Here is a 26,664-nt window from a genome sequence, read left to right as displayed (position 1 = left end):
AAATAAGTAAGGTCGCATGATTTTTAAGAAGGGATACAGTTTATGATGATTAAAGTCATGCTGAAAAAAGCTTTGCTGCGGCTAGCAAGAGCAAAGCTGTTAAATTATTATATTTTGGGCTTTTCATGCCATTTTACACAGCCTAATTTATTGTTAGGCTTTCTTCATTTTTGAATGAATTAAAAAGTTAATTAGTTTGGCTGGTTTGCCATTTGGCTTTTTCAAAAAAAGTCAAAGATATTAATAAAATGATAATCGTCAGAAACTTTTGTTGTTCTTTGCGTTTCGTTACTATTTGCGTTAAAAATCAGAAATTTTATTGCATCTGAAACATTTAAGTATTACAATGACGAATAGTCAAGTGAATAGAGGATGCAAATTTAGCAGAATGTTTGACTGTATTGAGACTTGGAATTTACTCGTCTGTCCGGTTAAGCAGAGGGTCTGGCAAAGATTATATAGATTATGGCTGGGAATAGTTAGCTTCCTAAGTTCTCCTTTGAATAGGGTTGGATTATTTTTCTAAAAAAGCCAGTTTAAATTTATTTTAGAGAGACATCTTATGAAACAAACAACTTTTTACATCATTTTAATTATCGTTTTAGTGGTCTTGGTTAACATTCTTTTAGAAGTTGTTAAAAGGGTTATCAGAGGAAGAAGGGGTGTTTCTGAGCCATTGCCGGAAGGGCAGTCCAGATTATTCTGGCGCAGACATTATAAGATAGTGCCCCAGATTGATACCAGAGACTGCGGAGCGGCAGCCTTGGCATCTGTTGCTAAGCATTATGGCTCGCATTATTCTCTTGCCCATCTGCGGGAGCTGTCAAAGACTAATAAGCAAGGAACGACAGCCCTTGGTATTGTTGAAGCTGCTAAGAAGATAGGTTTTGAAACGCGTTCTATTAAGGCGGACATGACACTGTTTGATTATGATGATCTGACCTATCCTTTCATTGTCCACGTGATTAAAAATCAACGCCTGCAGCATTATTATGTTGTCTATGCTAACCAAAAAGATCATCTGATTATTGGGGACCCTGATCCTTCAGTCAAGGTGACTAGGATGAGCAAGGAACACTTTCAGTCAGAGTGGACAGGAGTGGCTATTTTTTTGGCTCCTCAGCCAAATTATAAACCTCATAAAGGTAAAAAGAATGGCTTGTCTAACTTTTTCCCGCTGATCTTTAAGCAGAAAGCTTTGATGGCTTACATTGTCATGGCCAGCTTGATTGTGACTTTGATTGATATTGTTGGATCATACTATCTTCAAGGCATATTGGATGAGTACATTCCTGATCAGCTGGTTTCGACCTTAGGCATTATTACCATTGGTTTGGTGATTACCTATATTATTCAACAAGTTATGGCTTTTGCCAAGGAATATCTCTTGGCAGTTCTTAGTTTGCGTTTGGTTATTGATGTCATCCTGTCTTATATTAAACATATCTTTACTTTGCCTATGTCTTTCTTTGCGACGAGGCGGACAGGTGAGATTACTTCTCGCTTTACGGATGCCAATCAAATTATTGATGCCGTAGCGTCAACCATCTTTTCCATCTTTTTGGATATGACCATGATTATATTGGTTGGCGGAGTCTTGCTGGTGCAAAATAATAATCTTTTCTTTCTGACTCTGCTTTCCATTCCGATTTATGCTCTTATTGTTTTTGTTTTCTTGAAACCTTTTGAGAAAATGAATCATGAAGTGATGGAAAGCAATGCTGTGGTCAGCTCTTCTATCATTGAAGATATCAACGGGATGGAAACCATCAAATCACTCACGAGTGAAACGACTCGCTACCAAAACGTTGATAGTGAATTTGTCGATTATTTGGAAAAGAATTTCAAGCTGCACAAGTACAGTGCCCTTCAATCTGCCCTGAAAAGCGGCGCCAAGCTCATTCTTAATGTTGTTATTCTCTGGTACGGCTCTCGCTTAGTCATGGATAATAAAATTTCAGTCGGTCAGCTCATTACCTTCAATGCCTTGCTGTCTTACTTCTCAAATCCTATTGAAAATATTATCAATTTGCAATCCAAACTGCAGTCAGCCCGTGTTGCCAATACCCGTCTGAATGAGGTTTACTTGGTTGAATCTGAGTTTGAAAAAGATGGTGAACTGTCAGCTGATGCCTTTTTAGACGGTGATATTTCCTTTGAAAATCTTTTTTATAAATATGGCTTTGGCCGTGATACTCTGTCAAATATCAACTTGACTATCAAAAAAGGAGATAAGGTCAGCATTGTCGGACCCAGCGGTTCCGGCAAGACGACTTTAGCCAAGATGATTGTTAATTTTTATGAGCCTAACAGAGGTATTGTCCGTATCAACGGCAATGATATAAAGATTATTGATAAGACAGCTCTGCGCCAGCATATCAGCTACCTGCCTCAGCAGGCCTATGTGTTCAGCGGTTCTATTATGGATAATCTGACTCTGGGTGCCAAAGAAGGAACGACGCAGGAAGAGATCATTCGTGCCTGTGAGGTTGCTGAGATTCGCTCGGATATTGAACAAATGCCGCTGGGCTACCAGACCGAATTATCAGACGGTGCCGGTGTTTCGGGCGGTCAAAAACAGCGGATTGCTTTAGCCAGAGCACTTTTAACCAAGGCACCGGTTTTGATTCTTGATGAAGCGACCAGCAGTCTTGATATTCTGACAGAAAAGAAAATCATTAGCAATCTTTTGCAGATGACGGATAAGACTATTATCTTTGTTGCCCACCGCTTAAGTATCTCCCAACGGACTGACAATGTTATTGTGATGGATCAAGGAAAGATTATTGAGCAAGGCACTCATAAGGAACTTTTAGCCCAAAAAGGTTTCTATTATAACCTGTTTAATTGAGAAGGGGGATAACATGGATCCTAAATTTTTACAAAGTGCAGAATTTTATAGGAGACGCTATCATAATTTCGCGACCCTGCTGATTATTCCTTTAGTCTGTCTGATTATCTTTATCGCAGTGTTTCTTTGCTTTGCTAAAAAAGAGATAACTGTCACATCCACAGGTGAAGTAGCTCCGACAAGAGTAGTATCGGTTATTCAATCCTACAGTGATACCTCTATCATCAAAAATAATTTGGATAACAATGCCAGTGTTAAAAAAGGCGATCTGCTGATTCAGTATTCAGAAACGGCTGATTCTAAGCGTCGGGCTGAACAAAAGAAGATTGTAGAAGAAAGACAAAAGCGAGCTAAAGAAGCAAAAAAACAAGAGCAGAAAACAGATAAAAAAGCTAGCAAGAAAAAATCCGAAAAGAAATCTGAAAGCAAAGACTCTAAAAAAGATACTGACAATAAAGACAGTAAGAAAAAGAAGACAGAAAAGAAAAATTCGGGTGATGGGGATGAAATCAAGAAAGTTTCTATCTTTGCTTCAGACGATGGAATTATCCATACCAACCCCAAGTATGAAGGGATGAACCTTATGCCTAAAGGGGCTGAAATTGGGCAGCTCTACCCTGACATTAGAAAGACTAAGAAAGTTTTAATCACCTACTATGTCTCTTCTGATGATGTTGTTTCTATGAAGAAGGGGCAAAAGACTAGGCTTTCTATGGAAAGAAAGGGCAACGACAGGATTACTCTTGAAGGTAAAATTAGTACTGTTGCCTTATCAGCTACCAAGACTAAAAACGGCAATCTCTTTAAGGTGACAGCTAAAGTAACGGTTTCTAAAAAAGACAGTAAGCTGGTTAAATATGGTATGACCGGCAAAACAGTTACGGTAACTGATAAAAAGACCTATTTTAACTACTTTAAAGACAAGCTTCTAAACAAGCTTGACAATTAGTTTTGCGTGTTAAACTGCCAAACTTTCAGCAAATTCTTAGAATTTGCTGTCATACTCATTCTTATACTTATCATACATGGCCAACTCATTTAAAACGATTAAAAACCTGCTTTTTCGAATTAAGAAGAACAGGTTTTTTGCATGATTAACTGATAGTATAGCGGTTTAATAGTGCTTGGTACTGAAGTTTAGCAGTCAAAGAAATGGGCTTGGCTTCTTTGAAAGTATGTTATAATGAAGCTACTATAATATTTTAATTTGCTTTTCATGATTTGACCGATGCTGCTTGGAAATAGAAGTTTTCACTAATAAAAGACTTCTGGATTTAGCTTTCGTCTTTATCAGGAAAGCTGTCAGTTTGCCTATAGCTTTCTTACACAAAGCTATAGTAGATGAACAAAGGATGTGAAAAATGATTATCCTAGATCGAAATAGTTATGATCTTTTGGCCTATCTTATTGAGTTAGAAGAACCAGAGACCGTTATGACTATTTCAAAAGTTTTAGGCCAGTCAAGGCGCAAAGTTTATTACCATCTGGATAAAATAAACGAGGCCCTGCCGCCTCAGCTTCCTAAAATTATCAGTCATCCGCGTGTGGGAATTCTCCTGTCGCTTAAGCAAAAGGCTGCCTGCCGGACCCTTTTAGCTGGCTTAGATGACTATTCCTATGTCATGAGCGTGCACGAACGGATGCTCCTCAGTATCACTTATATAGCGGTTGCTAACGACCGCGTGACCATTGAGAAGCTTATGCAGCTAAATGATGTCTCCCGCAATACGATTTTAAATGATCTTAATGAAATTCGCGAGAAATTGTCTTTTGAACAATACAGTATCCAGCTGCAAGTTACCAAGTCGCGGGGCTATCATCTGAAATGCCACCCCCTGTCTAAGATTCAATATCTGAATAAGCTGCTCTATACTATTTATATGGACAGCAATCCCAATTATACCGCCATGGTTCGTGATAAATTGCGGGATTTTGCCGGCCTGTCCGATTATTTTTCAGGTGATATTTCATCTTTTATGGATAAGGAGCTGCAGGCATCCCAAAAATTATTGGGGAAGAAGATCAATTCTCAGGATATTCGCTTGATGGTTGAGACACTGCCTTATCATATTTTAAGCTATCGCAACCTGAATCTGTCTGAGGCAGAACAAAGCGACTTGCTGCAGGAATTCTCTCCTATTAAAGAGCGAAAAGAGTATGAAATAGCTAAAAATTTGACAGGGAATCTCAAAAAAGAATTTGATTTGGAATTGGATGAAATTGAAACGTCCTTGGTTGCGGTTTTGCTGCTGTCTTATCGCAAGGACCGAGATACTCATTTGGAGAGCCATGACTATGATGATATGCGCCGTGTGTTGGGGAATTTTATCAATACTTTTGAATTGGACTACCATGTCCATTTTCAAAATAAAAAGCTGCTGCTCAATCAGCTGCTGACTCACTGCAAGGCTCTGCTCTTTCGAAAAACCTATGGAATCGTCGCCAATAATCCTTTGACCGAGCAAATCAAAGATAAATATGCAGATTTATTTGCTATGACTAAGGCCTGCATCTCTATTTTAGAAGAATCTTGGTTTATCAAGATGAATGATGATGATATTGCCTATATTACGATTCATATTGGTGGTGAGTTAGAACATGCCGAGTCTAAACCGACACCGCCGGTAAGTCTGGCCTTGGTCTGTGATGAGGGTATCGGTGTTCAAAAACTGTTCATGCAGCAGTGCAGTCAGTACCTGCCTCACAGTAAAATTGAAGCTATTCTAACGTCTGAGCAGTTCTACAGTATTGCTGATATTATTGCGGTTGATCTGGTGATTTCCGCTGCTGACAATCTTGAGACCAAGCTTCCGACGCTCTTTGTTCATTCAATTTTGACGGACGATGATGCTATCAAATTAATCCGCTTTGCCAAGCAGCACGCTCAGGCAGGACAGGATGATTTTGATAAAAAATTAGAAGGCTATATTCGTCACTATGTCAAAGATGATGATGACTGCTATGTTTTGAAAACCAAAATTGAGCGCCTTATTAATCAGGAATTGCTCTATGACAGCCAGTTAAAAACCGCAGCTGAAGACTAGTTCTGGTTTGGAGCAGCCCGGTCAAAACACCGCAAGCTTTAGCTTGCGGTGTTTTTGTTAGGCTTAAATCTGGCTGATGCATGGCTGAATTCGTTTTGCTGTGTGGAAATTTTGAAATGTTATGAGATAGCGCCAAGTCCTGCAGCAGTTACAGCTGCAGGATCTATTTTGGCACACTGTATGGAGCTTGGCTGCAGCATCAGCTTTTTTTGCTTTCGGTTCAACAAATCTGCTCCTTTCTTTAAGCTGAAACCGGCAGCTGATTTAAGCGTAAAAAGCAGGAATAGTGCCCCTGTTTCTGCACTATTGATCAGAAGGGATGTTAGCTGCCCTCCTACTAATACTATTCGCAATTGTTTTTTTATTTTTTGGCTAAACCAATAGTAAGGGTGTATGATTATCTGTTAGGCTTTTGAAAACAGTCCAACTGTGAACACAAACTTGTGTTTTATTTGGTCTTTTTTTACGCTTATGATGGGGGTATCATAAAAGTGTAGAAAATATATCTGTACACAGGAGGAAGCATAAATGGCTAATGTTAAAGATATTACAAGAGAATCATGGATTTTAAGCACATTCCCAGAATGGGGAACTTGGCTCAACGAAGAAATTGAAGAAGAAGTGGTGCCAGCAGGCAACTTCGCCATGTGGTGGCTAGGTAACTGCGGTGTTTGGATTAAAACACCTGGCGGAGCAAATGTTGTTATGGACCTCTGGTCAAACCGTGGTAAATCTACTAAAAAAGTAAAAGATATGGTTTGGGGTCACCAAATGGCCAACATGGCTGGTGTTCGTAAGTTGCAGCCAAACCTTCGTGTCCAACCAATGGTTATCGATCCATTTGCCATTAATGAATTGGATTACTATCTTGTATCTCACTTCCATAGTGATCATATTGATATCAATACCGCTGCTGCCATTGTAAACAATCCAAAACTTGACCACGTTAAATTTGTGGGACCTTATGAATGTGGAGAAATTTGGAAAAAATGGGGTGTCCCAGAAGATCGTATCGTTGTTATTAAACCGGGTGAAAGCTTTGAATTTAAAGATATTAAAGTAACGGCTGTTGAATCCTTTGACCGTACCTGTCTGGTAACCTTGCCTGTTGAGGGGGCAGACCAACAAGATGGAGAATTAAAAGGTCTGGCTGTGACAGATGAAGAAATGGCTCGCAAGGCAGTTAACTATGTCTTTGAAACACCTGGCGGAACCATCTATCACGGTGCCGACTCTCACTTCTCGAATTACTTTGCTAAACACGGCAAGGATTTTAATATTGATGTTGCAATCAACAACTATGGTGACAATCCGATAGGTATTCAGGATAAGATGACCTCTATTGATCTTCTTCGTATGGCTGAAAACCTGCGTGCTAAGGTCATTATTCCAGTGCATTATGATATTTGGTCTAACTTCATGGCATCAACTGATGAAATTTTAGCTCTTTGGAAGATGCGCAAAGAACGCCTGCAATATCAATTCCATCCATTCATCTGGGAAGTTGGCGGCAAATATACTTATCCGCAGGATAAGGACAGAATTGAGTACCACCATCCGCGCGGCTTCGATGACTGTTTCGAGCATGATTCCAATATTCAGTTCAAAGCGCTGCTGTAAGAATGTTATCTGTTTATGCTTTTGAGCTAAGAAAGCTTTGCTTGCTGAACGCTTTACTTGTTTGAGCAGTAAAATCAAAGCAATGCTTTCGATATCTGTCTTATGTATCTATGCTTGTCAGCTCTGCAATAGGGCAGCTGCTAAAAATGACAGTTTATATCCGCATATCATCTGATGTGTGGATATTTTTTAAAAGAAATTGGCTTGCTTTTCTAAGATTTCTGGAAGAAGTAAGCGTTTTATGCTAAAATAAGGGTATCGTTTATAAAGGAGAATATTATGTCAGATTTATCGGTTAACGCCATCCGCTTTTTGGGTGTGGATGCTATTGAAAAGTCGAAATCGGGTCATCCGGGCGTTGTTATGGGAGCTGCTCCTATGGCCTACAGCCTGTATACAAAGCATTTAAGAGTCAGTCCTAGTCAGCCAAACTGGGTTAACCGCGACCGCTTTGTTTTGTCGGCAGGCCACGGCTCCATGCTTTTATATGCTCTCTTGCACCTGTCAGGCTTTGCAGATGTGAGTATGGAAGAGATTAAGAATTTCCGTCAGTGGGGCTCCAAAACACCGGGCCATCCTGAGTACGGTCACACTGCCGGTGTTGATGTAACAACTGGGCCTCTTGGTCAGGGAATTTCGATGGCTGTAGGTCTGGCACAGGCTGAGCGCTTCTTGGCGGCCAAATATAACCGCGAAGGCTACCCTATTTTTGATCACTATACCTATGTTATTGCCGGTGATGGTGACTTTATGGAAGGTGTTTCCGGAGAAGCTTCCTCTTACGCTGCTAAACAAAACTTAGATAAACTGATTGTCCTTTACGACTCCAATGATATTTGTTTGGATGGTGAAACTAACGATGCTTTCACGGAAAATATCCGTGCTAGATATGAGGCTTATGGTTGGCACACTAGCTTAGTTGAAGATGGTACAGATGTTAATGCTATCAGTTTAGCGATTGAAGAGGCTAAAGGTGCTGGCAAGCCAAGCCTAATCGAAGTGAAAACAGTTATTGGCTACGGTGCTCCGACTAAGAGTGGTACCAATGCTGTTCACGGTGCACCGCTTGGAGTAGAAGAAACGGCGGCAGCCCGCAAAGTTCTTGACTGGAATTACGCACCTTTTGAAATACCTGAGGAAGTTTATACTGATTTCAAGGAAAATGTTGCTGACCGCGGCGAAGCTGCCTATGCTGCTTGGTCGAATCTGGTAGGGGAATACCGTCAGGCTTATCCTGAGGAAGCACGTGAGGTTGAAGCTATTATCACCGGTCAGGATCCTGTTGAAATCAAAGAAGCAGACTTTCCTGTTTATGAAAATGGTTTCTCCCAAGCAACCCGCAATTCTTCACAGGATGCTATCAATGCAGCTGCGGCTGTGCTCCCTAACTTCCTTGGGGGTTCTGCTGATCTGGCTCACTCTAACATGACTTATATTAAAGAAGACGGTCTTCAAGATGCTGACAACCCGCTCAACCGCAATATTCAGTTTGGTGTGCGCGAATTTGCTATGGGAACTGTTTTAAACGGTATGGCACTTCATGGGGGCTTGCGTGTTTACGGCGGAACCTTCTTTGTCTTCTCAGATTACCTGAAAGCTGCTGTGCGTCTGTCAGCTCTTCAAGAGGTGCCTGTGACCTACGTCTTTACCCACGATTCGATTGCTGTCGGTGAAGATGGTCCAACGCATGAACCGATTGAACACTTGGCTGGTCTGCGTGCTATTCCAAATCTGACCGTTTTCCGGCCGGCAGATGCTCGGGAAACGCAGGCTGCTTGGCACTATGCTTTGACAAGCAAAAATACTCCAACGGCTCTTGTACTGACCCGTCAAAACTTAGCAGTTGAAGCGGGGTCAAGCTTTACTTCAGTTGCTAAAGGTGCCTATGTCATCTATGAGACAGGTTCGGATTTTGATACGATTCTTCTGGCATCTGGTTCAGAAGTTAACCTAGCGGTTAAGGCAGCTAAGGAGCTGGAAGCACAGGGCGAAAAAGTGCGTGTTGTTTCTGTTCCTTCAACAGAGCTCTTTGATGCTCAATCTGATGATTACAAAGAAGCTGTTTTACCAAGTTCAGTACGCCGCCGTCTTGCTATTGAAATGGCTGCTACTCAGCCTTGGTACAAATATGTTGGTCTTGACGGTGCAGTTATTGGCATCGATAAATTTGGGGCATCAGCTCCGGCTGCTCAAGTCATTGAAAATTATGGCTTTACGGTAGACAATATTGTTAATAGTGTCAAAAACCTATAATCTTGCATCGTTAAAACACTGAGGTCTTCGCAAAATGCGGAGGCCTTTTGATTTTACAGCCGCTGTTGCTATAGATGTTAATTATGGCTTCCTATAAAGAAGCTTAATGGCTGAATCAGTTGATTTTAAAGGGATTTACAGCTATAATAAAAACAAGAGAAGCAAGTGGTTTTCTTCAGATGCTAAGATATGTCCTCCACCATAATTGCCAATGAGCTAATAAAAGTCCAGCAATTTAATCAATTGCTGGACTTTTATTTATTTTCACTTTGAGCATAAGAATGAAACAGTCATCTTCATCTATTTCAAAGAACCGCCTAATTTTACCAGTTCATCTTCCAAAACCTTTTTAGTTGATTCATATTGAGCTAAACCGTATTTAATCGTAATTTCCTGGGTAGAAGTCAGACCACCTTCATTTTTCCATAATTTGAAATTGTCATTTAATCTGTTGATTTTTTCCTCTTTTCTTGCGATCTCCTCTTTCAGCAGCTGCTTTAAAGCTGCTTTATCCAGAGAAGTTCCAAAAAACAGTCTCATCAGGAAATCAGACTTGAAGGTTTCATCATCTATTTCCGACTGTAAATAGTCATCAAATTCTTCCTTACCGGATTCAGTGATGGCATAAATGTTTTTATTTGGCCTGCCTTCTTGGATAACGACTTCTTTTAAAATCTTTCCGTCTTTTTCGAGCTTTCTTAAAGTGGGATAGATCATACCGTAAGTGCCATCATAAAAATAGGATAGCTGATTTTGCAGTATATCATTAATCTCATAACCTGAACGTTCTTTTTTGCTCAATATTCCAAGAATAATATCTTTCCCTTGCATATATTACCTCACTTTATTTATATGATTTATCATAATATAAATATTATCAGCAATCAACCCTTGACACTTATATTAATTTAGTTTATATTATCATTGTTAATATAAAAGAAAGGCATTTTCTATGAAACGTTTATTTGCTATTATTGCCATGTGCATTGGCATCTTCTTATGTATGCTTGATACCACTGTCATGAATATTGCATTGCCGGCTATTCAGGACAGCTTAAGCGTCAATCTGAATGACCTTCAATGGTCACTCAATGTCTACACTATTATTTTTGCTTCATTGACCATTCCTTTAAGCAAACTGGCTGAAAAGTTTGGAAAGCACAAATTTTATTTACTGGGACTGCTGATTTTTATGGGAGGCTCTCTCATCTCTGCAGTCAGCTCTGACCTTAAGCTACTAATTTTTGGGAGCGGGCTGGCAAGGTATTGGAGCAGCCATTGTCTTTCCTCTATCGATGACAATTGGGATTAATACGGTTAGCCTGACTGCACGTAAAGGTGTTATTGCTGCTTTGGGAGTTACTCAAGGACTAGCTGCTGCTTTGGGACCGACCATTGGGGGAGTTTTGACACAGTTTCTGGGATGGCGCTGGATTTTTCTGGTAAATATTCCATTAATGGTTATTTCTCTGCTAATCTGTCTGGTATGTTTAGACTGGCATGAAGCAACAGAAAAAGCCAAGATTGATTATCTTGGCGCTCTGCTTAGCATGGCAACCTTATTTGCACTGACTCTGGGTCTTGTACAAGGACGAGATTGGGGTTGGACGAGTCCTGGGATTCTGACTTTACTGATTAGTTCAGCCATCTTTCTTATCATTTTCATCCTGTGGGAGAAACGCTGTCAGGCACCCATGGTACCTTTGGAACTCTTTAAAAATAAGGAATTTACTGGTTCTGCTCTTGCTATCATTCTCAGTAATATCTTTCTAGTAGCAGTAACCGTCGTTTTACCAACCTACTTTACCCGTGTGCAAAGCAAGACCGAATTGGAAGCTGCTTTGCTTGTTACACCGATTACTGCCATGATTTTTATTTTTTCACCGCTCGCAGCTTTCATTATTGATAAATTGGGACCTCGTCTTGTCATTGCCACTGGTTTCACTCTAATGGCAACTGCCTATATCCTGTTTACAAAAATTGATATGGCAGACAGTACCCAAACCACCTTAACTTGTTTAATTTTAGGGACTGGTTATGGTATTATAGCTGGTCCTATCACGGTATTAGCTGCCTCAGATTTTACCGGAAATCTGCTAACAGCCTCCCAAAGTGTCGCCGGTGTCCTCAGACAGGTGGGAATTGTTCTAGCCGTCGCTGTCTATGTCACGGGACTCTATACGAATCTCAGCACAGCTAGAAAAGAGGCTGTCAGATACATCAAAACAGAAGTTAAGACTATTGATGTTTCAAAGACCAAACAGAAAACCATTCAGAAAACGGCTGTTAAATCTCTAGGGAAGGGAACAAATAATAATACAGCTTCTGATCACTTTTCCAAAGCCGAACGCAAAGAAATTGTCAATGAGGCTTATCAAAAAACACTGCAAAAATATCCAGACTATCTTCCTAAAGAACAAAAACAAGCTATTTACGGGAAAGTTAAATCCCGTGTCAGCCAAAAATTAACTAAGATTAATAAACAAATCAATGAAGCTGTTAAACATATTAAAAATTACTCTGTTGAAAGATATACGAAAGCTTTCACAAAACTTTATCGCTATTCAATAGGTTTCATTATTTTGGCTATTTTTTCAAGTTTGTTGTTTCCTAGAAAAAACTCAGACAATCGAACTAATAAATCTCTCAATACAGCGGGATCAGCATAAGCAAGAGGCATATTTAACATATTATTTCGCAGATGCAGAGCACTGCTCCGTATAGGTATTGGAAAGTATTTTAGATTAGAAGTTTATGTATTAGGATACACTTGTAAGTAAGATATGATTGGGTATCAAAAAAGAGGATGGGTCATCGGTCCCATTCTCTTTTAAATAATTCGAAAACGATCAATTTATATAATGATTTGCTCTTTTTTATTTAGTCTGGTTTGTATGGAAATTCTCTGGATTTCCTGTATAACCAGCCCAATTCTTAGTTAAAAATTGATTATTAATCTAATATCGGGAGCCGACTCATCGGTGCCTTTTGGAAGTGTGACATGATTCCTACTATGACACGTCCTTTAGCAGGCATATGCGGCTTGTTGATTAATATTTTAGTCACTGGACTTGTCTATTCCCTGATTAAGAAACCTGTTACTGAAGAAGAAATTATTGAAACAAGTCTGGAAGATGAAGAAGAGATTAGCCTTGATGATTTTGAAATTTTATAAGAAAGTGAGGCAAGCACATGGCTGTAGTAAAAGCTGAGTTTTCACCATCTCTAATGTGTATGAGCTTAGATAAATCATACCACCCGTCAAACGGGTGGTATGACTTTTTGCCGCCTTGTTGCCATAAATTTTAATTATGGCTTCCTATAAAGAAGCTTAATGGCTGAATCAGTTGATTTTAAAGGGGTTTACAGCTATAATAAAAACAATTGAATACATCATGCTGATAAGAAAAAGTAAAAGTTGGCCGCTAGACAGAGAGTCTTCGTTAGGTGTGAGAAGATTAGCCGTGCGCTTTGAAAATGGTCTTTGAGTGATAGCAGTCAAGGGATTTCTTCGAAACTGCTACGGGTAAGCCCGATACAGCTTTCCAGTATAGATTAAGTGTACTGATGGAGTTGGTATTTGTGAGAATACCATGAATTCAAGGTGGTAACGCGTTTTGACGTCCTTGCAGAGCAGCAGCTTTGTAAGGATTTTTTTATAGGCTTTGAAAATCATAGGCCTTGATTTCGACTTGCCGTATTTTTGAACTGTTTGCGGCCTGCTGCCTAGTTTGATTTTTTTGAGCATTAGCTGGCTGATGTAAGAGGAGGATTTTATGAACGATACACTTGGAACGTTTATTATTGTGGCAGCTGCCCTTCTGCTATTAGCAGGCTTGGCAGCTGTTCATAGGAAAAAAGCCGGGTTTACCCCTTTAATTTTGCTGTCGCTGATTTTGGGAGCAGCTTTTGGTTTTATACTCCAGCAGATTTTTGGAGCCAAAAGCCGAGTTTTAGCTCAGGCGCTTGATTGGATTGGGATTGTTGGAAATGGCTATGTATCACTTCTTAAGATGCTGGTAGTTCCCTTAATCTTTCTATCCTTGGTTGGAGCTTTTACGCAGCTAGAGGTAAGACAAAACCTTAAAAAAATTACCGGCTTTGTCTTAGGGATTTTACTAGGGACGACAGCTATAGCATCTATATTAGGTTTTTTATCCACAGTTCTATTTGATTTACAGGGTTCTAATTTTACTGGAACAGCAGGCAAGGAGGCCTTGGCCAGTATTCAAGAACACCAAGGTGAAATCAAGGGGCTCACGCTGCCCCAGCAGATTGTCAGTTTTTTGCCCAGCAATATTTTTGCTGATTTTTCCGGCAGCCGGGCGACCAGCACGATAGCAGTTGTCATTTTTGCGCTTTTGGTTGGTTTTGCTTATCTGTCTGTTCAAAAAAGTGAACCTGAGTATGCAGCGGTCTTTGCCAAGGGAATAAAGGCACTGCAGCTGATTATCAATCGGCTGGTTAAATTGGTTTTGGCGCTGACACCTTATGGAACCTTTGCTCTCATTACCAATACCATTGCGGTAAATTCTCTGGCTAGTATCAATCATTTGGGACTTTTCATTGCAGCTGTGTATACGGCCTTGATTCTTGTCTTGCTTGTTCATACGCTTATCTTGTCAGTCCATGGAATTAATCCTGTTTTATATTATAAAAAGGCACTGCCGGCTTTGCTGTTTGCCTTTAGTTCACGTACGAGCGCAGGTACCCTGCCGTTAAATGTCAAAATTCAAATAGAATCTCTCGGTGTCAGCCCGACAGTTGCCAACTTTGCTGCTAGCTTTGGTCTGAGCATTGGACAAAATGGCTGTGCCGGTGTTTATCCGACAATTGTTGCCACTATTATTGCACCGACCGTTGGCCTTGATATTTTTTCATGGCAGTTTATCCTAATGCTTGTTCTGATTGATGTTATTGCTTCATTTGGTGTCGCCGGTGTTGGCGGCGGAGCCTTATTTACAACCTTGATCGTCTTGGGAGCTCTGAATCTTCCTGTCACAAGTCTGGGGGTCTTGATTGCAATAGATCCGATTGTGGATATGGGACGGACCTTGGTAAATGTTAATGACAGTATTTTAGCAGGGCTTATCACAGCCAAGAAAACCAATCAGTTGGATGAAACTATTTTAAATGATGCAAATGCTGTTCATTCTATTTAACAGATAAAAAGCCATGCCTAGAGAAAACTTTTTGGCTTATCATATGCCATTGATACATGTTATATTATAAAGGAGACCATTTATGTCAAATATATTAGCAGCCTATCAAAGCCTAAAATCAGCTAAATGGGTGGATTTGACCCATCAAATAAATGACCAAAGCCCGCATTTTCCGCCCTTACCAGCTTTGGACAAGAAAGATATTTTCACCTTAAAAGATGGTTTTCATGTGCAGCAGTTTTCTGTTGTCGGTCAGTACGGCACCCATATTGATGCCCCTATTCACTTTGTGGAAGGCGGCCGCTGGCTGGATGAGATTGCTTTGAAAGATTTACTCTTGCCTTTAATTGTAATTGATAAATCGCAGGCGGTAGTCGCTAATCCTGATTATGAACTGACTAAAGAAGATGTGCTTGCCTTTGAAGCAGAGCATGGAGAAATTCCGGCGGGCAGTTTTGTAGCCTTTCGCAGTGATTGGTCAAAGCGCTGGCCGGATCAAGAAGCTATTCGCAACCTCGATGATCAAGGAGTGCAGCATACACCTGGCTGGTCGCATGAGGCTCTGGCATTTCTCATCCATGAGCGAAACATTTCAGCCTTGGGTCATGAGACCTTGGATACTGACAGCGGTATCTGGGCAGCAAAAAACGGCCGTTTAGCCGAAGAATATTATGTACTGGAGCAGGATATTTATCAGCTTGAGGTTCTGGCCAATCTTGACCAGGTACCCGCAACAGGAAGCTTGATAGCTATCGCTTATCCGCATTGGGAAAAAGCTACAGGTTCACCGGTCAGGGCAGTGGCTATTTTACCTGAATGAGCCTAGGAAAAAGGTAACTTAATATAATATTAATAATAAGGAGGAAGATTTGCTTAGAGTCTTCCTTTTTGAATATCAAAAAAGACAAACCTACAAAAGCAAGTTTGTTTTCAGTCTGAAGCCGACATTAATGTCGCTATTTTTTAGGAAGAAAACAGGTAAAATAAGATTATCAACATAATAATCAAAAATAAAGCTTTGTGACAGAGGCTTTATTTTTTTGCTATGATTTTATTAGATAATTCAAATAAATGTCTGTTGCTATGGACAATAATTAGTAAAATGCTGATAGGAAATATTGTTATCATAAAAATATAAAGGAGGAAGCTTAGATGAGTCTGAAAGGTAAAAGTGAGGAACTCATATATCTCCTGCTAATTCAAAGGGATTTTATAACGTCTGATATTTTGGCAAAAAAGTTAAAAACTTCAGCCAAGACTATTTACAGATGGGTTAAAAGTATTAATGACAATTTGCCGGACGGCCCCTTGATTATTTCTGAAAAAGGAAGGGGGTATAAGCTGGACTATGATCGTTACTTGCTGCTGTATGAAAATAAGCCACCTACCGATTATTCTCCCCAGCAAAGAAGAAATAAGCTAAAACAATTATTGCTCTTACAGGCACCCAAACCGGTCAGTGTTTTTGATCTTATGGAGGAGTTCTTTTTAGGGGAATCTGTTCTGATTGCTGATGAGAAGATTATTACTCAGGACATTAAGAAGTTTGATCTGAAACTGCTGCGTAAAAAGCGAATGCTGGCTGTTGAAGGAAAAGAGGAAAATATCCGCCGTGCGATTCTGGCTGGCATTCAGCATGATCAGATTGTTGACTTTGTTGATTTAAAGGAACACTCGAGCTTGGATATTGATGAGAAAGATGCGGCCTTTATTCTTTACCAGCTAGAGATTATTGAAAGACATCTTTCCGGTAAAATTCCCTATCCTTATAACATCAACATCTTTTTACATTTGTATATTTTGATGGAGCGCATCAGGGCCCATCAAACCTATGACTATGATACTGAAAAAAGGAACTTCAGGGAGATATCTGATTCTTTGCTGGATATATCTCAGGAAGTCATCAAGCATTTGGAGAACTATCTGCAGCTGCCGATTCCAAGAATTGAAGTCCATTATCTTCATCAATATTTATCAGCTTCAAGGCTGGAGAAGGTCAGTTCTGAGAGTATTTCATTTTCAGAAGAAGTGGTGAACATCACACGGACTTATCTGAAATTGATGAATCAAAAATGGGACTTTGATATCAGAAATCAGGATATTTTCTTTGATTTGGCTAATCATATCAAACCCATGCTCAAACGTTTGGAGCAAAAGATTATGGTTCAAAATGGTTTGCTCAGTCAGATTAAGATGGTTTATCCCGATCTTTTTGACAGGGTTTGCCAGACATCAGAAGAAATCAGCCAGATTTACCATCTAGCTCCTATTTCAGCGGATGAAAATGGCTTTATAACCCTTTACTTTGCCAAATTGCTGGAGACCAGCAGCCGTAAACTGCGAACCTTGATTGTTTGTACAACCGGTATTGGTATTTCAGAATTGCTGCGGGCTAAGATTGCCAATAACTTTTCAGAGCTGGAAATTGTTGATGTTATTGCTTCGCGTGAGGTAGAGCAATTAGAGGAAACCTATCCTGCTATTGATCTGTTAATCTCAACCATTCCCCTTAAACAGTCGCCCTCTTATCATTTTTTACTGGTAAATGGGATGTTTACGGCAGAAGACCAGGAACGTCTGCGGCAAAAGATTGGAGAGATCAAAAATGAGCAGTGACTTGATCAAAAAAGTATTTGTCGGAGAATCCTTTCAAGAGGTGAAAGATGTCTATCGTTTTTTGGCCGAAGAGATTGACGCCTCAATTAGTCGGGATTTAGCCAAAAAGCTGTTGATTCGCGAGCAGCTGGCCAATATTCAGATTGATAAGCAGACGGTGCTGCCTCATCTTGAATCAAGCCAGCTTAGGCAAAGCCAGCTTCTGATTCTGCAGTTGACTGACCCCATCAAAGACTGGAACGAGACCATCAAAGACATCAGTTTAGTTATCTGCTTAGCTTTAAAAGCAAATGAAGACAGAGTTGTCAAAGAGCAAATCAGAAGTTTTATGACTAAACTGGCAGATGCTGCCTATGTTGAAAAGCTCTTAACAGACAGCAAAGCTAATATTGAAAAAATGTTATAAACAGGAGGAAAACTATGAAAATCGTTGGAGTGGCAGCATGTACTGTTGGGATTGCTCATACTTACATTGCTCAGGAAAAATTAGAAGCCGCTGCTAAAAAAGCAGGGCACGACGTTAAAATTGAAACACAGGGCACTATCGGCATTGAAAATGAATTAAGTGCTGAGGATATTGCAGGAGCTGATATTGTCATTTTGGCGATTGATGTCAAGATTTCTGGAGAAGAGCGCTTTGCGGGCAAAAAAACGGTCAAAGTTCCGACCGAAGTTGCTATTAAGTCGCCCAACAAACTGATTGCCAAACTGGCAGAAGTAGCCGCTAAGCAGTAGAAAGGATAGACAATGGAAGCAAAGGATGCGATTGATATTAAATTGATTGACACTCATTTATCGGCAAAGACTAAAGAAGAAGCACTGCAAGCTTTGTCCGGCCTGCTGTTTCAGGAAAGTAAAATCTCTGATCAGGAGGCCTTTCTTAAAGACGTTTATGAACGCGAAGCTCAAGGTCAGACAGGGATTGGCAATTTCGTGGCTATTCCGCATGGGAAAAGTCCGTCTGTCACAGTCCCTGCGGTAGCTATTGGCATTAATGACCGGGAAATACCCTGGGAGAGTCTTGATGGCAAAGGGGTGCGCGCAGTGATTCTTTTTGCAGTTGGTTCTGATTCTAAGGCAGCTAAGGAACATCTCAAATTACTGGCTCTTTTTGCTAAAAAGCTGGGCAATGATCAAGTCGTGGCGAGGCTCTTGCAGGCTGAAAACCCAGAAGATGTTTTGGCTGCATTTTCATTATAGGAGGATAGAAATGAAAGAATTATTAAAAAAAGCTAATTTGAAAGGACATTTGCTGACGGCTATTTCTTATTTGATTCCCATCGTCTGCGGGGCTGGTTTTCTGGTAGCGATTGGGATGGCTATGGGCGGAGCATCTCAGGATGCCCTCATCATTGGAAAGTTTTCATTTTGGGATGCTATGGCGACCATGGGCGGCAAGGCCTTAGGACTTTTACCGGTTGTTATTGCGACTGGGATTTCTTTCTCCGTTGCCGGCAAGCCAGGGATTGCTCCCGGTTTTGTTGTTGGGTTAATCGCTAATAGTATTAGCGCTGGTTTTATCGGCGGCATTCTTGGTGGTTATATTGCTGGTTTTTTGGCGCTTTATATTTTAAAAAATCTTAAGGTTCCTCATTGGGCTAAAGGGCTGATGCCGACCTTGATTGTACCTTTTGTGACCGCCTTTGTCAGCAGTTTGATTATGATTTATCTTATTGGCGGTCCGATTAGTGCTTTCACTGCTTGGTTGACAACCTTCTTGAAAGGTCTAAGTTCATCATCACGCATTATCTTTGGAGGGGTAGTTGGTGTTCTTAGTGGTGTTGACTTCGGTGGTCCCCTTAATAAAACGGTCTATGCCTTTGTTTTAACACTTCAAGCTGAAGGTGTCAAAGAGCCTTTGACAGCGCTGCAATTAGTCAATACAGCAACCCCTGTTGGCTTTGGTCTCGCTTACTTTTTTGCTAAATTAATGAAGAAAAATATTTATACAAAAGATGAAATTGAAACCCTCAAATCAGCTGTGCCTATGGGAATTGTTAATATTGTTGAAGGTGTTATTCCCATTGTCATGAACAATCTCCTTCCAGGATTAATTGCAACGGCCGTTGGAGGAGCAGTTGGAGGTGCTGTCTCTATGACTATGGGAGCCGACTCATCGGTGCCTTTTGGAGGTGTGCTCATGATTCCTACTATGACACGTCCTCTAGCAGGCATATGCGGTTTGTTGATTAATATTTTAGTCACTGGACTTGTCTATGCCCTGATTAAGAAACCTGTTACTGAAGAAGAAACTATTGAAACAAGTCTGGAAGATGAAGAAGAGATTAGTCTTGATGATTTTGAAATTTTGTAAGAAAGTGAGGCAAGCACATGGCTGTAGTAAAAGCTGAGTTTTCACCATCTCTAATGTGTATGAACTTAGATAAATTTAAAGAGGAGCTTACCTTTCTAAATGAACATGTAAGCTCTTATCATATTGATATTATGGACGGTCATTTTGTTCCCAATATTACGCTGTCACCGTGGTTTATCGGTGAGGTCAGAAAGCTCTCCAGCCTGCCGCTGTCTATTCACCTGATGGTTACCGATCAAACCTTTTGGGTACAGCAAATGATAAATCTCAAGTGTGAGTGGATTTGTATGCATGCAGAAGCTCTCAATGGTTTAGCCTTTCGTCTCATTGACCAAATCCATGCTGCTGGCTTAAAGGCAGGTGTTGTTCTTAATCCCGAAACACCAGTAAGTGTCATTCTGCCTTACATTGATTTGTTGGATAAGATTACGATTATGACCGTAGATCCCGGTTTTGCGGGCCAACGCTTTTTAGAGTCCACACTAGATAAAATTATTCAATTAAGACAATTGCGTGATCAAGCTGGTTATTACTATCTCATTGAAATGGATGGATCATCCAGCCGAAAAACTTTCAAACAGATTGATGAGGCGAATCCGGATATTTACATTGTAGGTCGCAGCGGACTCTTTTCCCTAGCAGATAATATAGCTGATTCTTGGGCAATCATGTGTAAAGATTATGAAGAAATGACAGGTAAGAAATTACAATAGTTGATTGAGTGTTAATTTAAAGAACTGCAGGAATTTGGCCTTGCTCTTATAAATTGAGATATAGGAAAAACACTTCTATTTTCTAGTTTACTAACTTTCAACAGAAGTGTTTTCTTATGGTTAAATCTTATCAAATGAAGCAGTACTATCCATTTTTTCTAAAAGTCTGTCAACTTTTTTAAGTCTGTGGAAAGGTGTTTTGTCGACAGGGATTCCTTTTTTGATGACTAGACTAATAGATGTTAAGGCTTTGAGATTTTCAAGCGGATTCTGCTCCAGCAATAAGATATCCGCTATTTTGCCGACAGCGATTGTACCGTATTTATCTTCTATTCCCAAAATGTGAGCATTCCCGCTAGTAGCCATTCTAAGGATGTCTTGATTGCTAAGCTTTCCAAGTTGTTGACAGTAAAGCAGTTCTCGCCAGAAATCGTAGTGGGTCACCAGTGTCATAGAAGCATCATTGCCAATGCCAATAGTAATGTTATTTTGGAGAGCCTGCTGAAAACTCTCAAGCATTCCCTGATAAATAGCCTTCCCGTTTTGATAAACCAATTCAGTGACTCCTAGATCTTTTCTGGAAAGTTTAATAAAAGGAATAGCTGGTGAGAAGGTAGGAACAAGTACACTATATCCTCTGTAAGCTTTAGGATTATTTTTAAAAAGCTGTATCATCTCCTCATCCATGGTAAAACCATGTTCAATAGAGTCGACACCTGCCTTTAAAGCAATTCTGACGCCTTTCGTACTTTCGGCATGGGCTGCTACCAAAATACCATGCTTATGTGCTTCTTGACAAACCGCCTCAACTTCTTCCAAAGATAGTTGGACTTGTCCTGCTTGACCTATAGCCTTAGCATCAGTAACGCCGCCTGTAATACAGATTTTTATCCAATCAACTCCGCCTTCTATATTCTGCTGACTGTTTTGAATATAGTCGGAAGCAGACGTACTTTCTATAGCAACAAAAGGAGCACCGTGACCGTCCTTAGCACTTAGCATAGGTCCTGCGACCTTTAACGTTGGCCCTATAAACTCTCCTTGATTTATTTGTTGGCGCAGCAGGATATCTTGATAGAGCCCTTCCCCCACGGCTCTAATCGTTGTAACTCCTGTTTGTAATTCAATCTGGGCATTTTTTCTCATGACAGAGCGCAGCCATTTTTTACCTAATTGGGTATTGATAAGACGAAAGAAGAGGGCCTGTAAATGAGGATTTGAAGGTACAGATAAGGCATTTCCGCTTCCAAAAAGATGAGCATGGAGATTGATGAGTCCAGGCAGAACAAAGCGATTGTTTCCTTCAATAATATGATAAGATTCAAAATCATCTGGAAGAACAGGACTGATTTTTTCAATAAAACCCTGTTCATTTATAAAAATATGCGTCGAATCAATGGCAGCTGTTTCTAAATGAATCAGCTGAACATTACGGATTATTGTTGCAGGCATAAGGTCTCCTTAAGAAATATGTTGATAAATTATCATTTTATAATTGGCTAGATTATAGAATAATAATGAAGAGAAAGCAACAGTCTGCTGTTTTTATCTAGAAGAAAGAAAATGATCGTTTAAGCTCTTTAGTAGTGTGTATTAATTCTTCAATCCTATATTGTTAATATAAGATTTTTGGCACTGATTGTCATGAAAGTGTCCTTGATTGTCCTATGCAAAGGAGCGGTCCTTGATTTATAATTTTTCGTAAAGGAGAAAAAGATGTCTAAAGTGATTTTACTGACGGGGGCTTCTTCGGGGATTGGCTATCTAGCAGCACAAAATTTAGCTCAGGAAGGGCACAAAGTTTATGGTGCGGCCAGACATTTGGAAAAAATGGAAAATCTGAAACAAGCTGGTGTTCATCCGATTTACCTTGACCTTACAAAGGAGAAGACAATAAAACAAGCCCTTGCAGCGATTATTGAACAAGAAGGCAGACTTGATATATTAATCAACAATGCAGGTTATGCTGCTTTTGGTGCGCTTGAGGATGTTTCACTTGAGGATGCTAGAAAGCAATTTGAAGTCAATCTTTTTGGTCTGGCCCGTCTAACTCAGGAAGTTCTTCCTTATATGCGAGCTCAGAAATCGGGGCGCATTATCAATATGTCTTCAATAGGTGGCCGTATGACGACTATTATGGGAACTTGGTATCATGCCTCTAAATATGCTCTTGAAGCTCTGTCTGATGGTCTTCGTATGGAAACAAAGCCATTTGGACTTGACGTTGTTCTTATTGAGCCTAGCAGTATTAAAACACCTTGGAGTCAGATTGCCACAGAGAATTTACGAGCTTGCGCAGCTGGCGGTCCCTATGAAAAAATAGCGCAAAAAGTCGCTCAGAGAATAGAACAACTATATGCAACCGCCTTTGTTTCTGAACCTGATCTAGTAGCAAAAAAGATAGTCAAAATCGCCAATGCTAGGCGGGTTAAACCGCGTTACCTTGTCGGTTGCGGTGCCAAAGCAATTCTTTTGCTGCATACAATCTTGCCTGTCAAGCTATTTGACTGGCTGGTCATCAAGAGTTTGACTTAAGGCTATTATTTTTAGACAATAAGATTATGAAACTTATTATTACGAGACAATTTCAAAGCTTCTTAAAGGAATTGGGAATAGAGGTTGGGCTGATTTTGCAGAGAGCGCAGCTGCCTAACAAGCTGTGGCAAGAAGAACTTGTCTATAATGCTCAGGATTACTATCGCTTTGTAGCGACTTTGGACAAGCTAATTACGGATGAAGCGCTATTGGCCTTGAGCAAGATTGAAAACATTAAAATGTTTGTACCGGCCTTTTTTGCAGCTTTGTCAAGTCCTGATGGTTTGACAGCCTTACAACGATTTGCAAAATATAAAAGCTTGATTGGTCCAGTAGAAATGCAGATTCATGAAAAAAGGGATGAAGTTACGATTAACTATGCCTATTTTTCATCACAGTTACCGATTCCTCGTATGTTATTGCTGCAAGAACAGTTGCTTCTTTTGAGTATCTTGCGAACAGGGACAGGAATTCGGATTCTTCCTCGCCAGATAAGTTCTCCCTATAATTATGGAAGACTTCTTGAAAATGAAATTGGTATTCTGCCGCAAAAATCTGAAAGTAATCTGCTGGTATTATCAAAGACAGATCTTGAAAAACCTTTTATCACTGAAAATAATGTTATGTGGTATCATTTGAAGCCAAGTCTTAATGAGCAACTGTCCCGGCTTGATAATGAGGGGAATTTCACTCAGATAGTTCAGGACGAGCTGCTGTCTGCTATTCCCAGCAGTCAATTTTCTCTGGCAACTATAGCTGACAGACTGGGCATCAATGCCCGTACCCTGCAGCGTAAATTAGCTGCTGAAAATACAAGTTTTAAGGAAGAAGTCTTGCACATGCAGAAATCCATGGCTTTATCTTATCTTGATTTATCCATGTCAGTTGACGAGATTGCTTATTTAGTAGGCTATTCAGAAAAATCTAGTTTTTTGCGGGCTTTTAAGAAGTGGACTGGCAAAACATTAAAACAGTATAAGGCAGCCCATTATTGTAAAGGAGAAAGATAATGACAGCAGACTTATTCGCCTTCACCGCTATAGTGCTTTTTATGATCCATGAGTTTGAAGAGATTATTTTGGTTTGTCCATGGATTGCTAAGAAAAAGAATGATCCAAAGTTTGCTAATGAAATATTTGTTTCAGGCAGAGCGCATTACCTTTCAGCAGAAACAATAGCTGCCCTCATTTTGGAAGAATTTGTTTTGGCTAGTCTGCTTTTGCTGGTAGGTATTCTTTTTAAGCTGCCGGAGCTAGTTTTATCTATTACACTGGGGCATACTTTTCATCTGTTTTCTCATATCGGTCAGGCTATCAAATTTCGGACTTGGGTACCTGGCAGTCTCACTGCAGCCTTAACGCTTCCTTTACTTGTTTTGAGTATCATTGTGTTTTGTTTTTCCCAGACGATAAGCTGGATTCTTTTGCTGATGCTGACGATTATCATTTTCTTTCTTTTGTTACTTAATCTTAGGTTTCTTCATCAGCAGGCAGCTAAGGTGGAAAAATTCCTGCATTCCTAATCTAAAATTGTATCTCAGTTCTTCAATTCTGCATCTTGGTTGATGCAGGATTTTTTGCTGGGAAAGCTGTGCTATAATGGCACTATGAAATTACGAATCGAACAAGATGACCAGTATAAAGAATTAGAAATTTGTCTTAAATACGGTCAGAAAGACAAGCTGGTTGAGCGGATTCTCTCTTTTTTAGAGACGGTAGATAGGCAGCTCAGCTGTTATCAGGACGGTAGAGAGCATTTGGTCAATGTGTCCGATATTTACTATATCGAAAGTGTAGATAAAAAGACCTTCGTTTATTTGGCAGATAGGGTTTATCAGACAGATTTACGGCTCTATCAGCTTCTAAATGATTTGAGCAGCAGCGGCTTCGTCCAGATCAGCAAGGCCTGCTTACTCAATGTTAATGTACTGGAAAGTATACGGCCGCTCTTTAATAGCCGCATGGAAGCGACGCTGATAAATGGAGAAAAAGTGATTGTCAATCGTTCTTATTTAAATGATGTGAAGGCTGCTTTGCGAGGTGGAGAAAAATGAAAAAATTACTGACACATATCTTTGCCTCAACAGGCATTTCCTTGATTGTACTGGCTGTGGCAGCCCTGCTATTGCAAGCTCATTGGCTGCTTTTAGTCACGATCTTCCAAGTTCTTGCGGTCAATATACTCATCCATCTCAGCCTTCTTGCTAAAAAAAGGCTCGATCTAAAATCGGCTCTTGTTAGCAGCCTGCTCGATTTGATCATCATTGAAGGGCTTTTGTTTGTATCCAGTAAACCTTTTGACTGGAATGCTGATGGCTGGGTGCTTCTTTTGATTGGCTTCCTTGTCTATATGGCTTCTCAGGCTTTAGATCTTTTTGAACTCAATCAAGAAGCTCAGGAAATTAATCAGCTGATCAAAAAGCGCAGACAGTAAACAGTAAGGAGAAGCAAAGTGAACATTTTAGTTGTCGGTTTAGGAACGATTGGATCTATTTATGGCTATGCTTTTCAAGAGGCAGGCCATGAAGTAGAGCATTATCTCAGAAAGGGCAGTCCCAAGGCTGCTGTCAAGCAAGTCCAAGTGGAGTTGCTTGATGGTAGGACTGAAAAAGAAGGGGTTCAACGCAGCGATGTTTATCAAGTGAGGCATTGTTCAGCAAAGCATTACGACCTCATCTTTGTTAGTATCCCATCAGGCGGTCTTGCTTCTGTGCTGGAACATCTGGCAGCAGATGGTATTTCAGGAACGCTGCTTCTTGCCTGTGGCATTTGGGAAGAGCGTGTTTATGTTGAAAAATTAGTAAAGGGACGTCCTTATATTTTAGGCTATCCCGTTGCTGGCGGCAATATTATTGATAATAAATTGACATGCTGCCTTTTTGATCATTTCATGCTAGAAAAAGAAGAAAAAGCCGCCATTGCGAATTATCAGGAGTTAGAGCAGCTTTTTGCGGATTGTCACATAAAACTGGAGCAGCCCTACGATATGCTGGAGTGGATTTGGTTGCATATGGCCATTAATGCTGGTGTTATTTCAGTCATGGGTAAATCTGGAAATGTTAAGGATACAGCTGCAGCGGCAGAGATGCTCATGGACTCTGTGTATTATTTAAAGGAAGCTGTCAAAGCTGTTCGTGAAACGTCACAAATTGTAGCTAGTCGAGGGGTCAGTCTAAAAAATTATAAAAATGAGCTCTTAGCCTATAAATTGCCAAGGCTCATTTCTGCTTTGCTTATGAAACGCATGTTTACTAAAAAGGTGCTGACCCGCAAAATCATGACCTTGCATGGGAATACAAAAGACCTGTTATTTGTCTGTAAATGCCTTTATAACAGTGGCAAGGAAAATCAAGTAAGTGCTCCTAACTTTTATGAAAATTATGAAAGGGCTCTTGAAAGAATCACCTTGTTTTCAAAATAGAAGTTGTTTTTGCCAGCTGAAAGCATAAAAATAGTTTCCATATCCCAATGAAGGGAAAGCAGAAATTTTGATGGTGATGATGAAATTCCTATGATTATCTAATAAACAAATGACTTGACGGAAGTTAAGTCGTTTT

At 40.1% G+C, this 26,664-nt stretch carries 21 protein-coding genes, 2 pseudogenes and 1 other annotated feature; of the genes and pseudogenes, 21 read left to right on the top strand and 2 right to left on the bottom strand.

Annotated elements, in window-relative coordinates; genetic code table 11:
• The first annotated feature begins 562 nt into the window (after window positions 1-562).
• From SRA_RS08145 to tkt, 5 genes are all read left to right on the top strand, one after another.
• Window positions 563-2,851: a peptide cleavage/export ABC transporter gene (locus tag SRA_RS08145; protein WP_003089707.1), complete on the top strand. Its 2,289-nt coding sequence runs from the start codon at window positions 563-565 to the stop codon at window positions 2,849-2,851.
• Window positions 2,852-2,864: 13 nt separating this feature from the next.
• Window positions 2,865-3,800 (top strand): HlyD family efflux transporter periplasmic adaptor subunit, encoded by a 936-nt coding sequence (locus tag SRA_RS08140; protein WP_003089706.1) that lies wholly within the window; start codon window positions 2,865-2,867, stop codon window positions 3,798-3,800.
• Window positions 3,801-4,212: 412 nt separating this feature from the next.
• A complete protein-coding gene (locus SRA_RS08135; RefSeq protein ID WP_003089705.1) occupies window positions 4,213-5,895 on the top strand; it encodes a BglG family transcription antiterminator in 1,683 nt (560 codons plus the stop codon).
• Window positions 5,896-6,423: 528 nt separating this feature from the next.
• Window positions 6,424-7,515: an L-ascorbate 6-phosphate lactonase gene (gene ulaG / locus SRA_RS08125; RefSeq protein WP_003089700.1), complete on the top strand. Its 1,092-nt coding sequence runs from the start codon at window positions 6,424-6,426 to the stop codon at window positions 7,513-7,515.
• 279 nt (window positions 7,516-7,794) lie between these two features.
• Complete coding sequence (tkt, locus tag SRA_RS08120) at window positions 7,795-9,768, top strand: transketolase (protein ID WP_003089698.1); 1,974 nt, start codon at window positions 7,795-7,797, stop codon at window positions 9,766-9,768.
• A gap of 300 nt (window positions 9,769-10,068) precedes the next feature.
• Here tkt and SRA_RS08115 read toward each other — a convergent pair whose 3' ends face one another.
• Window positions 10,069-10,599 carry a PadR family transcriptional regulator gene (locus tag SRA_RS08115; protein WP_003089696.1) on the bottom strand — a complete coding sequence of 177 codons (531 nt, stop codon included), beginning with the start codon at window positions 10,597-10,599 and terminating at the stop codon, window positions 10,069-10,071.
• Between the two features lie 121 nt (window positions 10,600-10,720).
• Here SRA_RS08115 and SRA_RS08110 point away from each other — a divergent pair.
• The 10 genes and pseudogenes from SRA_RS08110 to alsE all read left to right on the top strand — a co-directional run bounded on the left by SRA_RS08110 (window position 10,721) and on the right by alsE (window position 20,573).
• Window positions 10,721-12,437: pseudogene (locus SRA_RS08110) on the top strand (MFS transporter).
• Window positions 12,438-12,731: 294 nt separating this feature from the next.
• Window positions 12,732-12,943, top strand: a pseudogene (locus SRA_RS10250) (PTS fructose transporter subunit IIC); the annotation flags it as partial.
• A 214-nt stretch (window positions 12,944-13,157) separates the two neighbouring features.
• Window positions 13,158-13,399, top strand: a binding site (T-box leader).
• Window positions 13,400-13,544: 145 nt separating this feature from the next.
• The gene (locus SRA_RS08105) at window positions 13,545-14,930 is read left to right on the top strand and encodes a cation:dicarboxylate symporter family transporter (protein ID WP_003089686.1); all 1,386 of its coding nucleotides are present in this window, start codon (window positions 13,545-13,547) and stop codon (window positions 14,928-14,930) included.
• Between the two features lie 82 nt (window positions 14,931-15,012).
• Window positions 15,013-15,750 carry a cyclase family protein gene (locus tag SRA_RS08100; protein WP_003089684.1) on the top strand — a complete coding sequence of 246 codons (738 nt, stop codon included), beginning with the start codon at window positions 15,013-15,015 and terminating at the stop codon, window positions 15,748-15,750.
• A gap of 332 nt (window positions 15,751-16,082) precedes the next feature.
• On the top strand, window positions 16,083-17,546 hold the full coding sequence (locus SRA_RS08095) for a BglG family transcription antiterminator (protein WP_003089680.1): 1,464 nt from the start codon (window positions 16,083-16,085) through the stop codon (window positions 17,544-17,546).
• Window positions 17,536-17,952, top strand: a complete 417-nt coding sequence (locus SRA_RS08090; protein ID WP_003089678.1) for a PTS sugar transporter subunit IIA — start codon at window positions 17,536-17,538, stop codon at window positions 17,950-17,952. The genes SRA_RS08095 and SRA_RS08090 overlap by 11 nt, the downstream gene beginning before the upstream one ends.
• A gap of 14 nt (window positions 17,953-17,966) precedes the next feature.
• Window positions 17,967-18,281 carry a PTS fructose transporter subunit IIB gene (locus tag SRA_RS08085; protein ID WP_003089674.1) on the top strand — a complete coding sequence of 105 codons (315 nt, stop codon included), beginning with the start codon at window positions 17,967-17,969 and terminating at the stop codon, window positions 18,279-18,281.
• A gap of 12 nt (window positions 18,282-18,293) precedes the next feature.
• A complete protein-coding gene (locus SRA_RS08080; RefSeq protein WP_003089671.1) occupies window positions 18,294-18,746 on the top strand; it encodes a PTS sugar transporter subunit IIA in 453 nt (150 codons plus the stop codon).
• Window positions 18,747-18,756: 10 nt separating this feature from the next.
• Window positions 18,757-19,860: a PTS fructose transporter subunit IIC gene (locus SRA_RS08075; protein WP_003089669.1), complete on the top strand. Its 1,104-nt coding sequence runs from the start codon at window positions 18,757-18,759 to the stop codon at window positions 19,858-19,860.
• A 17-nt stretch (window positions 19,861-19,877) separates the two neighbouring features.
• Window positions 19,878-20,573 (top strand): D-allulose 6-phosphate 3-epimerase, encoded by a 696-nt coding sequence (alsE, locus tag SRA_RS08070; protein ID WP_003089667.1) that lies wholly within the window; start codon window positions 19,878-19,880, stop codon window positions 20,571-20,573.
• 120 nt (window positions 20,574-20,693) lie between these two features.
• Here the strand turns inward: alsE and SRA_RS08065 are convergent, their stop codons facing one another.
• Complete coding sequence (locus SRA_RS08065; protein WP_003089665.1) at window positions 20,694-22,025, bottom strand: metal-dependent hydrolase family protein; 1,332 nt, start codon at window positions 22,023-22,025, stop codon at window positions 20,694-20,696.
• Window positions 22,026-22,289: 264 nt separating this feature from the next.
• Between SRA_RS08065 and SRA_RS08060 the strand changes: the two genes are divergently transcribed.
• Genes SRA_RS08060 through SRA_RS08035 form a run of 6 tightly spaced genes read left to right on the top strand, consistent with a single transcriptional unit; the run spans window position 22,290 to window position 26,528 of the window.
• Window positions 22,290-23,108: an oxidoreductase gene (locus SRA_RS08060; RefSeq protein WP_003089664.1), complete on the top strand. Its 819-nt coding sequence runs from the start codon at window positions 22,290-22,292 to the stop codon at window positions 23,106-23,108.
• A 26-nt stretch (window positions 23,109-23,134) separates the two neighbouring features.
• Complete coding sequence (locus SRA_RS08055; RefSeq protein ID WP_003089662.1) at window positions 23,135-24,118, top strand: helix-turn-helix domain-containing protein; 984 nt, start codon at window positions 23,135-23,137, stop codon at window positions 24,116-24,118.
• On the top strand, window positions 24,118-24,630 hold the full coding sequence (locus tag SRA_RS08050) for an HXXEE domain-containing protein (protein ID WP_003089660.1): 513 nt from the start codon (window positions 24,118-24,120) through the stop codon (window positions 24,628-24,630). Before SRA_RS08055 ends, SRA_RS08050 begins: the two co-directional genes overlap by 1 nt.
• Before the next feature lie 42 nt (window positions 24,631-24,672).
• Window positions 24,673-25,161, top strand: a complete 489-nt coding sequence (locus SRA_RS08045) for a LytTR family DNA-binding domain-containing protein (RefSeq protein WP_404827192.1) — start codon at window positions 24,673-24,675, stop codon at window positions 25,159-25,161.
• Complete coding sequence (locus tag SRA_RS08040; RefSeq protein ID WP_003089656.1) at window positions 25,158-25,541, top strand: hypothetical protein; 384 nt, start codon at window positions 25,158-25,160, stop codon at window positions 25,539-25,541. Before SRA_RS08045 ends, SRA_RS08040 begins: the two co-directional genes overlap by 4 nt.
• Window positions 25,542-25,559: 18 nt before the next feature.
• A complete protein-coding gene (locus tag SRA_RS08035) occupies window positions 25,560-26,528 on the top strand; it encodes a ketopantoate reductase family protein (RefSeq protein WP_003089654.1) in 969 nt (322 codons plus the stop codon).
• Window positions 26,529-26,664 lie beyond the last annotated feature (136 nt).

It is taken from the genome of Streptococcus ratti FA-1 = DSM 20564 (genome assembly GCF_000286075.1).
Lineage (GTDB): Bacteria > Bacillota > Bacilli > Lactobacillales > Streptococcaceae > Streptococcus > Streptococcus ratti.
Note: the sequence above shows the minus strand (reverse complement) of the source record. Positions and strands in the feature narration are given on the sequence as shown.

Coding starts and splice junctions, on each gene's coding strand:
- SRA_RS08085 (WP_003089674.1), top strand. CDS start 17,967: ATGAAAATCGTTGGAGTGGCAGCATGTACTGTTGGGATTGCTCATACT.
- SRA_RS08090 (WP_003089678.1), top strand. CDS start 17,536: ATGAGCAGTGACTTGATCAAAAAAGTATTTGTCGGAGAATCCTTTCAA.
- SRA_RS08145 (WP_003089707.1), top strand. CDS start 563: ATGAAACAAACAACTTTTTACATCATTTTAATTATCGTTTTAGTGGTC.
- SRA_RS08045 (WP_404827192.1), top strand. CDS start 24,673: ATGCAGGATTTTTTGCTGGGAAAGCTGTGCTATAATGGCACTATGAAA.
- alsE (WP_003089667.1), top strand. CDS start 19,878: ATGGCTGTAGTAAAAGCTGAGTTTTCACCATCTCTAATGTGTATGAAC.
- SRA_RS08105 (WP_003089686.1), top strand. CDS start 13,545: ATGAACGATACACTTGGAACGTTTATTATTGTGGCAGCTGCCCTTCTG.
- SRA_RS08075 (WP_003089669.1), top strand. CDS start 18,757: ATGAAAGAATTATTAAAAAAAGCTAATTTGAAAGGACATTTGCTGACG.
- SRA_RS08115 (WP_003089696.1), bottom strand. CDS start 10,599: ATGCAAGGGAAAGATATTATTCTTGGAATATTGAGCAAAAAAGAACGT.
- SRA_RS08135 (WP_003089705.1), top strand. CDS start 4,213: ATGATTATCCTAGATCGAAATAGTTATGATCTTTTGGCCTATCTTATT.
- SRA_RS08095 (WP_003089680.1), top strand. CDS start 16,083: ATGAGTCTGAAAGGTAAAAGTGAGGAACTCATATATCTCCTGCTAATT.
- SRA_RS08050 (WP_003089660.1), top strand. CDS start 24,118: ATGACAGCAGACTTATTCGCCTTCACCGCTATAGTGCTTTTTATGATC.
- ulaG (WP_003089700.1), top strand. CDS start 6,424: ATGGCTAATGTTAAAGATATTACAAGAGAATCATGGATTTTAAGCACA.
- SRA_RS08100 (WP_003089684.1), top strand. CDS start 15,013: ATGTCAAATATATTAGCAGCCTATCAAAGCCTAAAATCAGCTAAATGG.
- SRA_RS08060 (WP_003089664.1), top strand. CDS start 22,290: ATGTCTAAAGTGATTTTACTGACGGGGGCTTCTTCGGGGATTGGCTAT.
- tkt (WP_003089698.1), top strand. CDS start 7,795: ATGTCAGATTTATCGGTTAACGCCATCCGCTTTTTGGGTGTGGATGCT.
- SRA_RS08055 (WP_003089662.1), top strand. CDS start 23,135: ATGAAACTTATTATTACGAGACAATTTCAAAGCTTCTTAAAGGAATTG.
- SRA_RS08140 (WP_003089706.1), top strand. CDS start 2,865: ATGGATCCTAAATTTTTACAAAGTGCAGAATTTTATAGGAGACGCTAT.
- SRA_RS08040 (WP_003089656.1), top strand. CDS start 25,158: ATGAAAAAATTACTGACACATATCTTTGCCTCAACAGGCATTTCCTTG.
- SRA_RS08065 (WP_003089665.1), bottom strand. CDS start 22,025: ATGCCTGCAACAATAATCCGTAATGTTCAGCTGATTCATTTAGAAACA.
- SRA_RS08080 (WP_003089671.1), top strand. CDS start 18,294: ATGGAAGCAAAGGATGCGATTGATATTAAATTGATTGACACTCATTTA.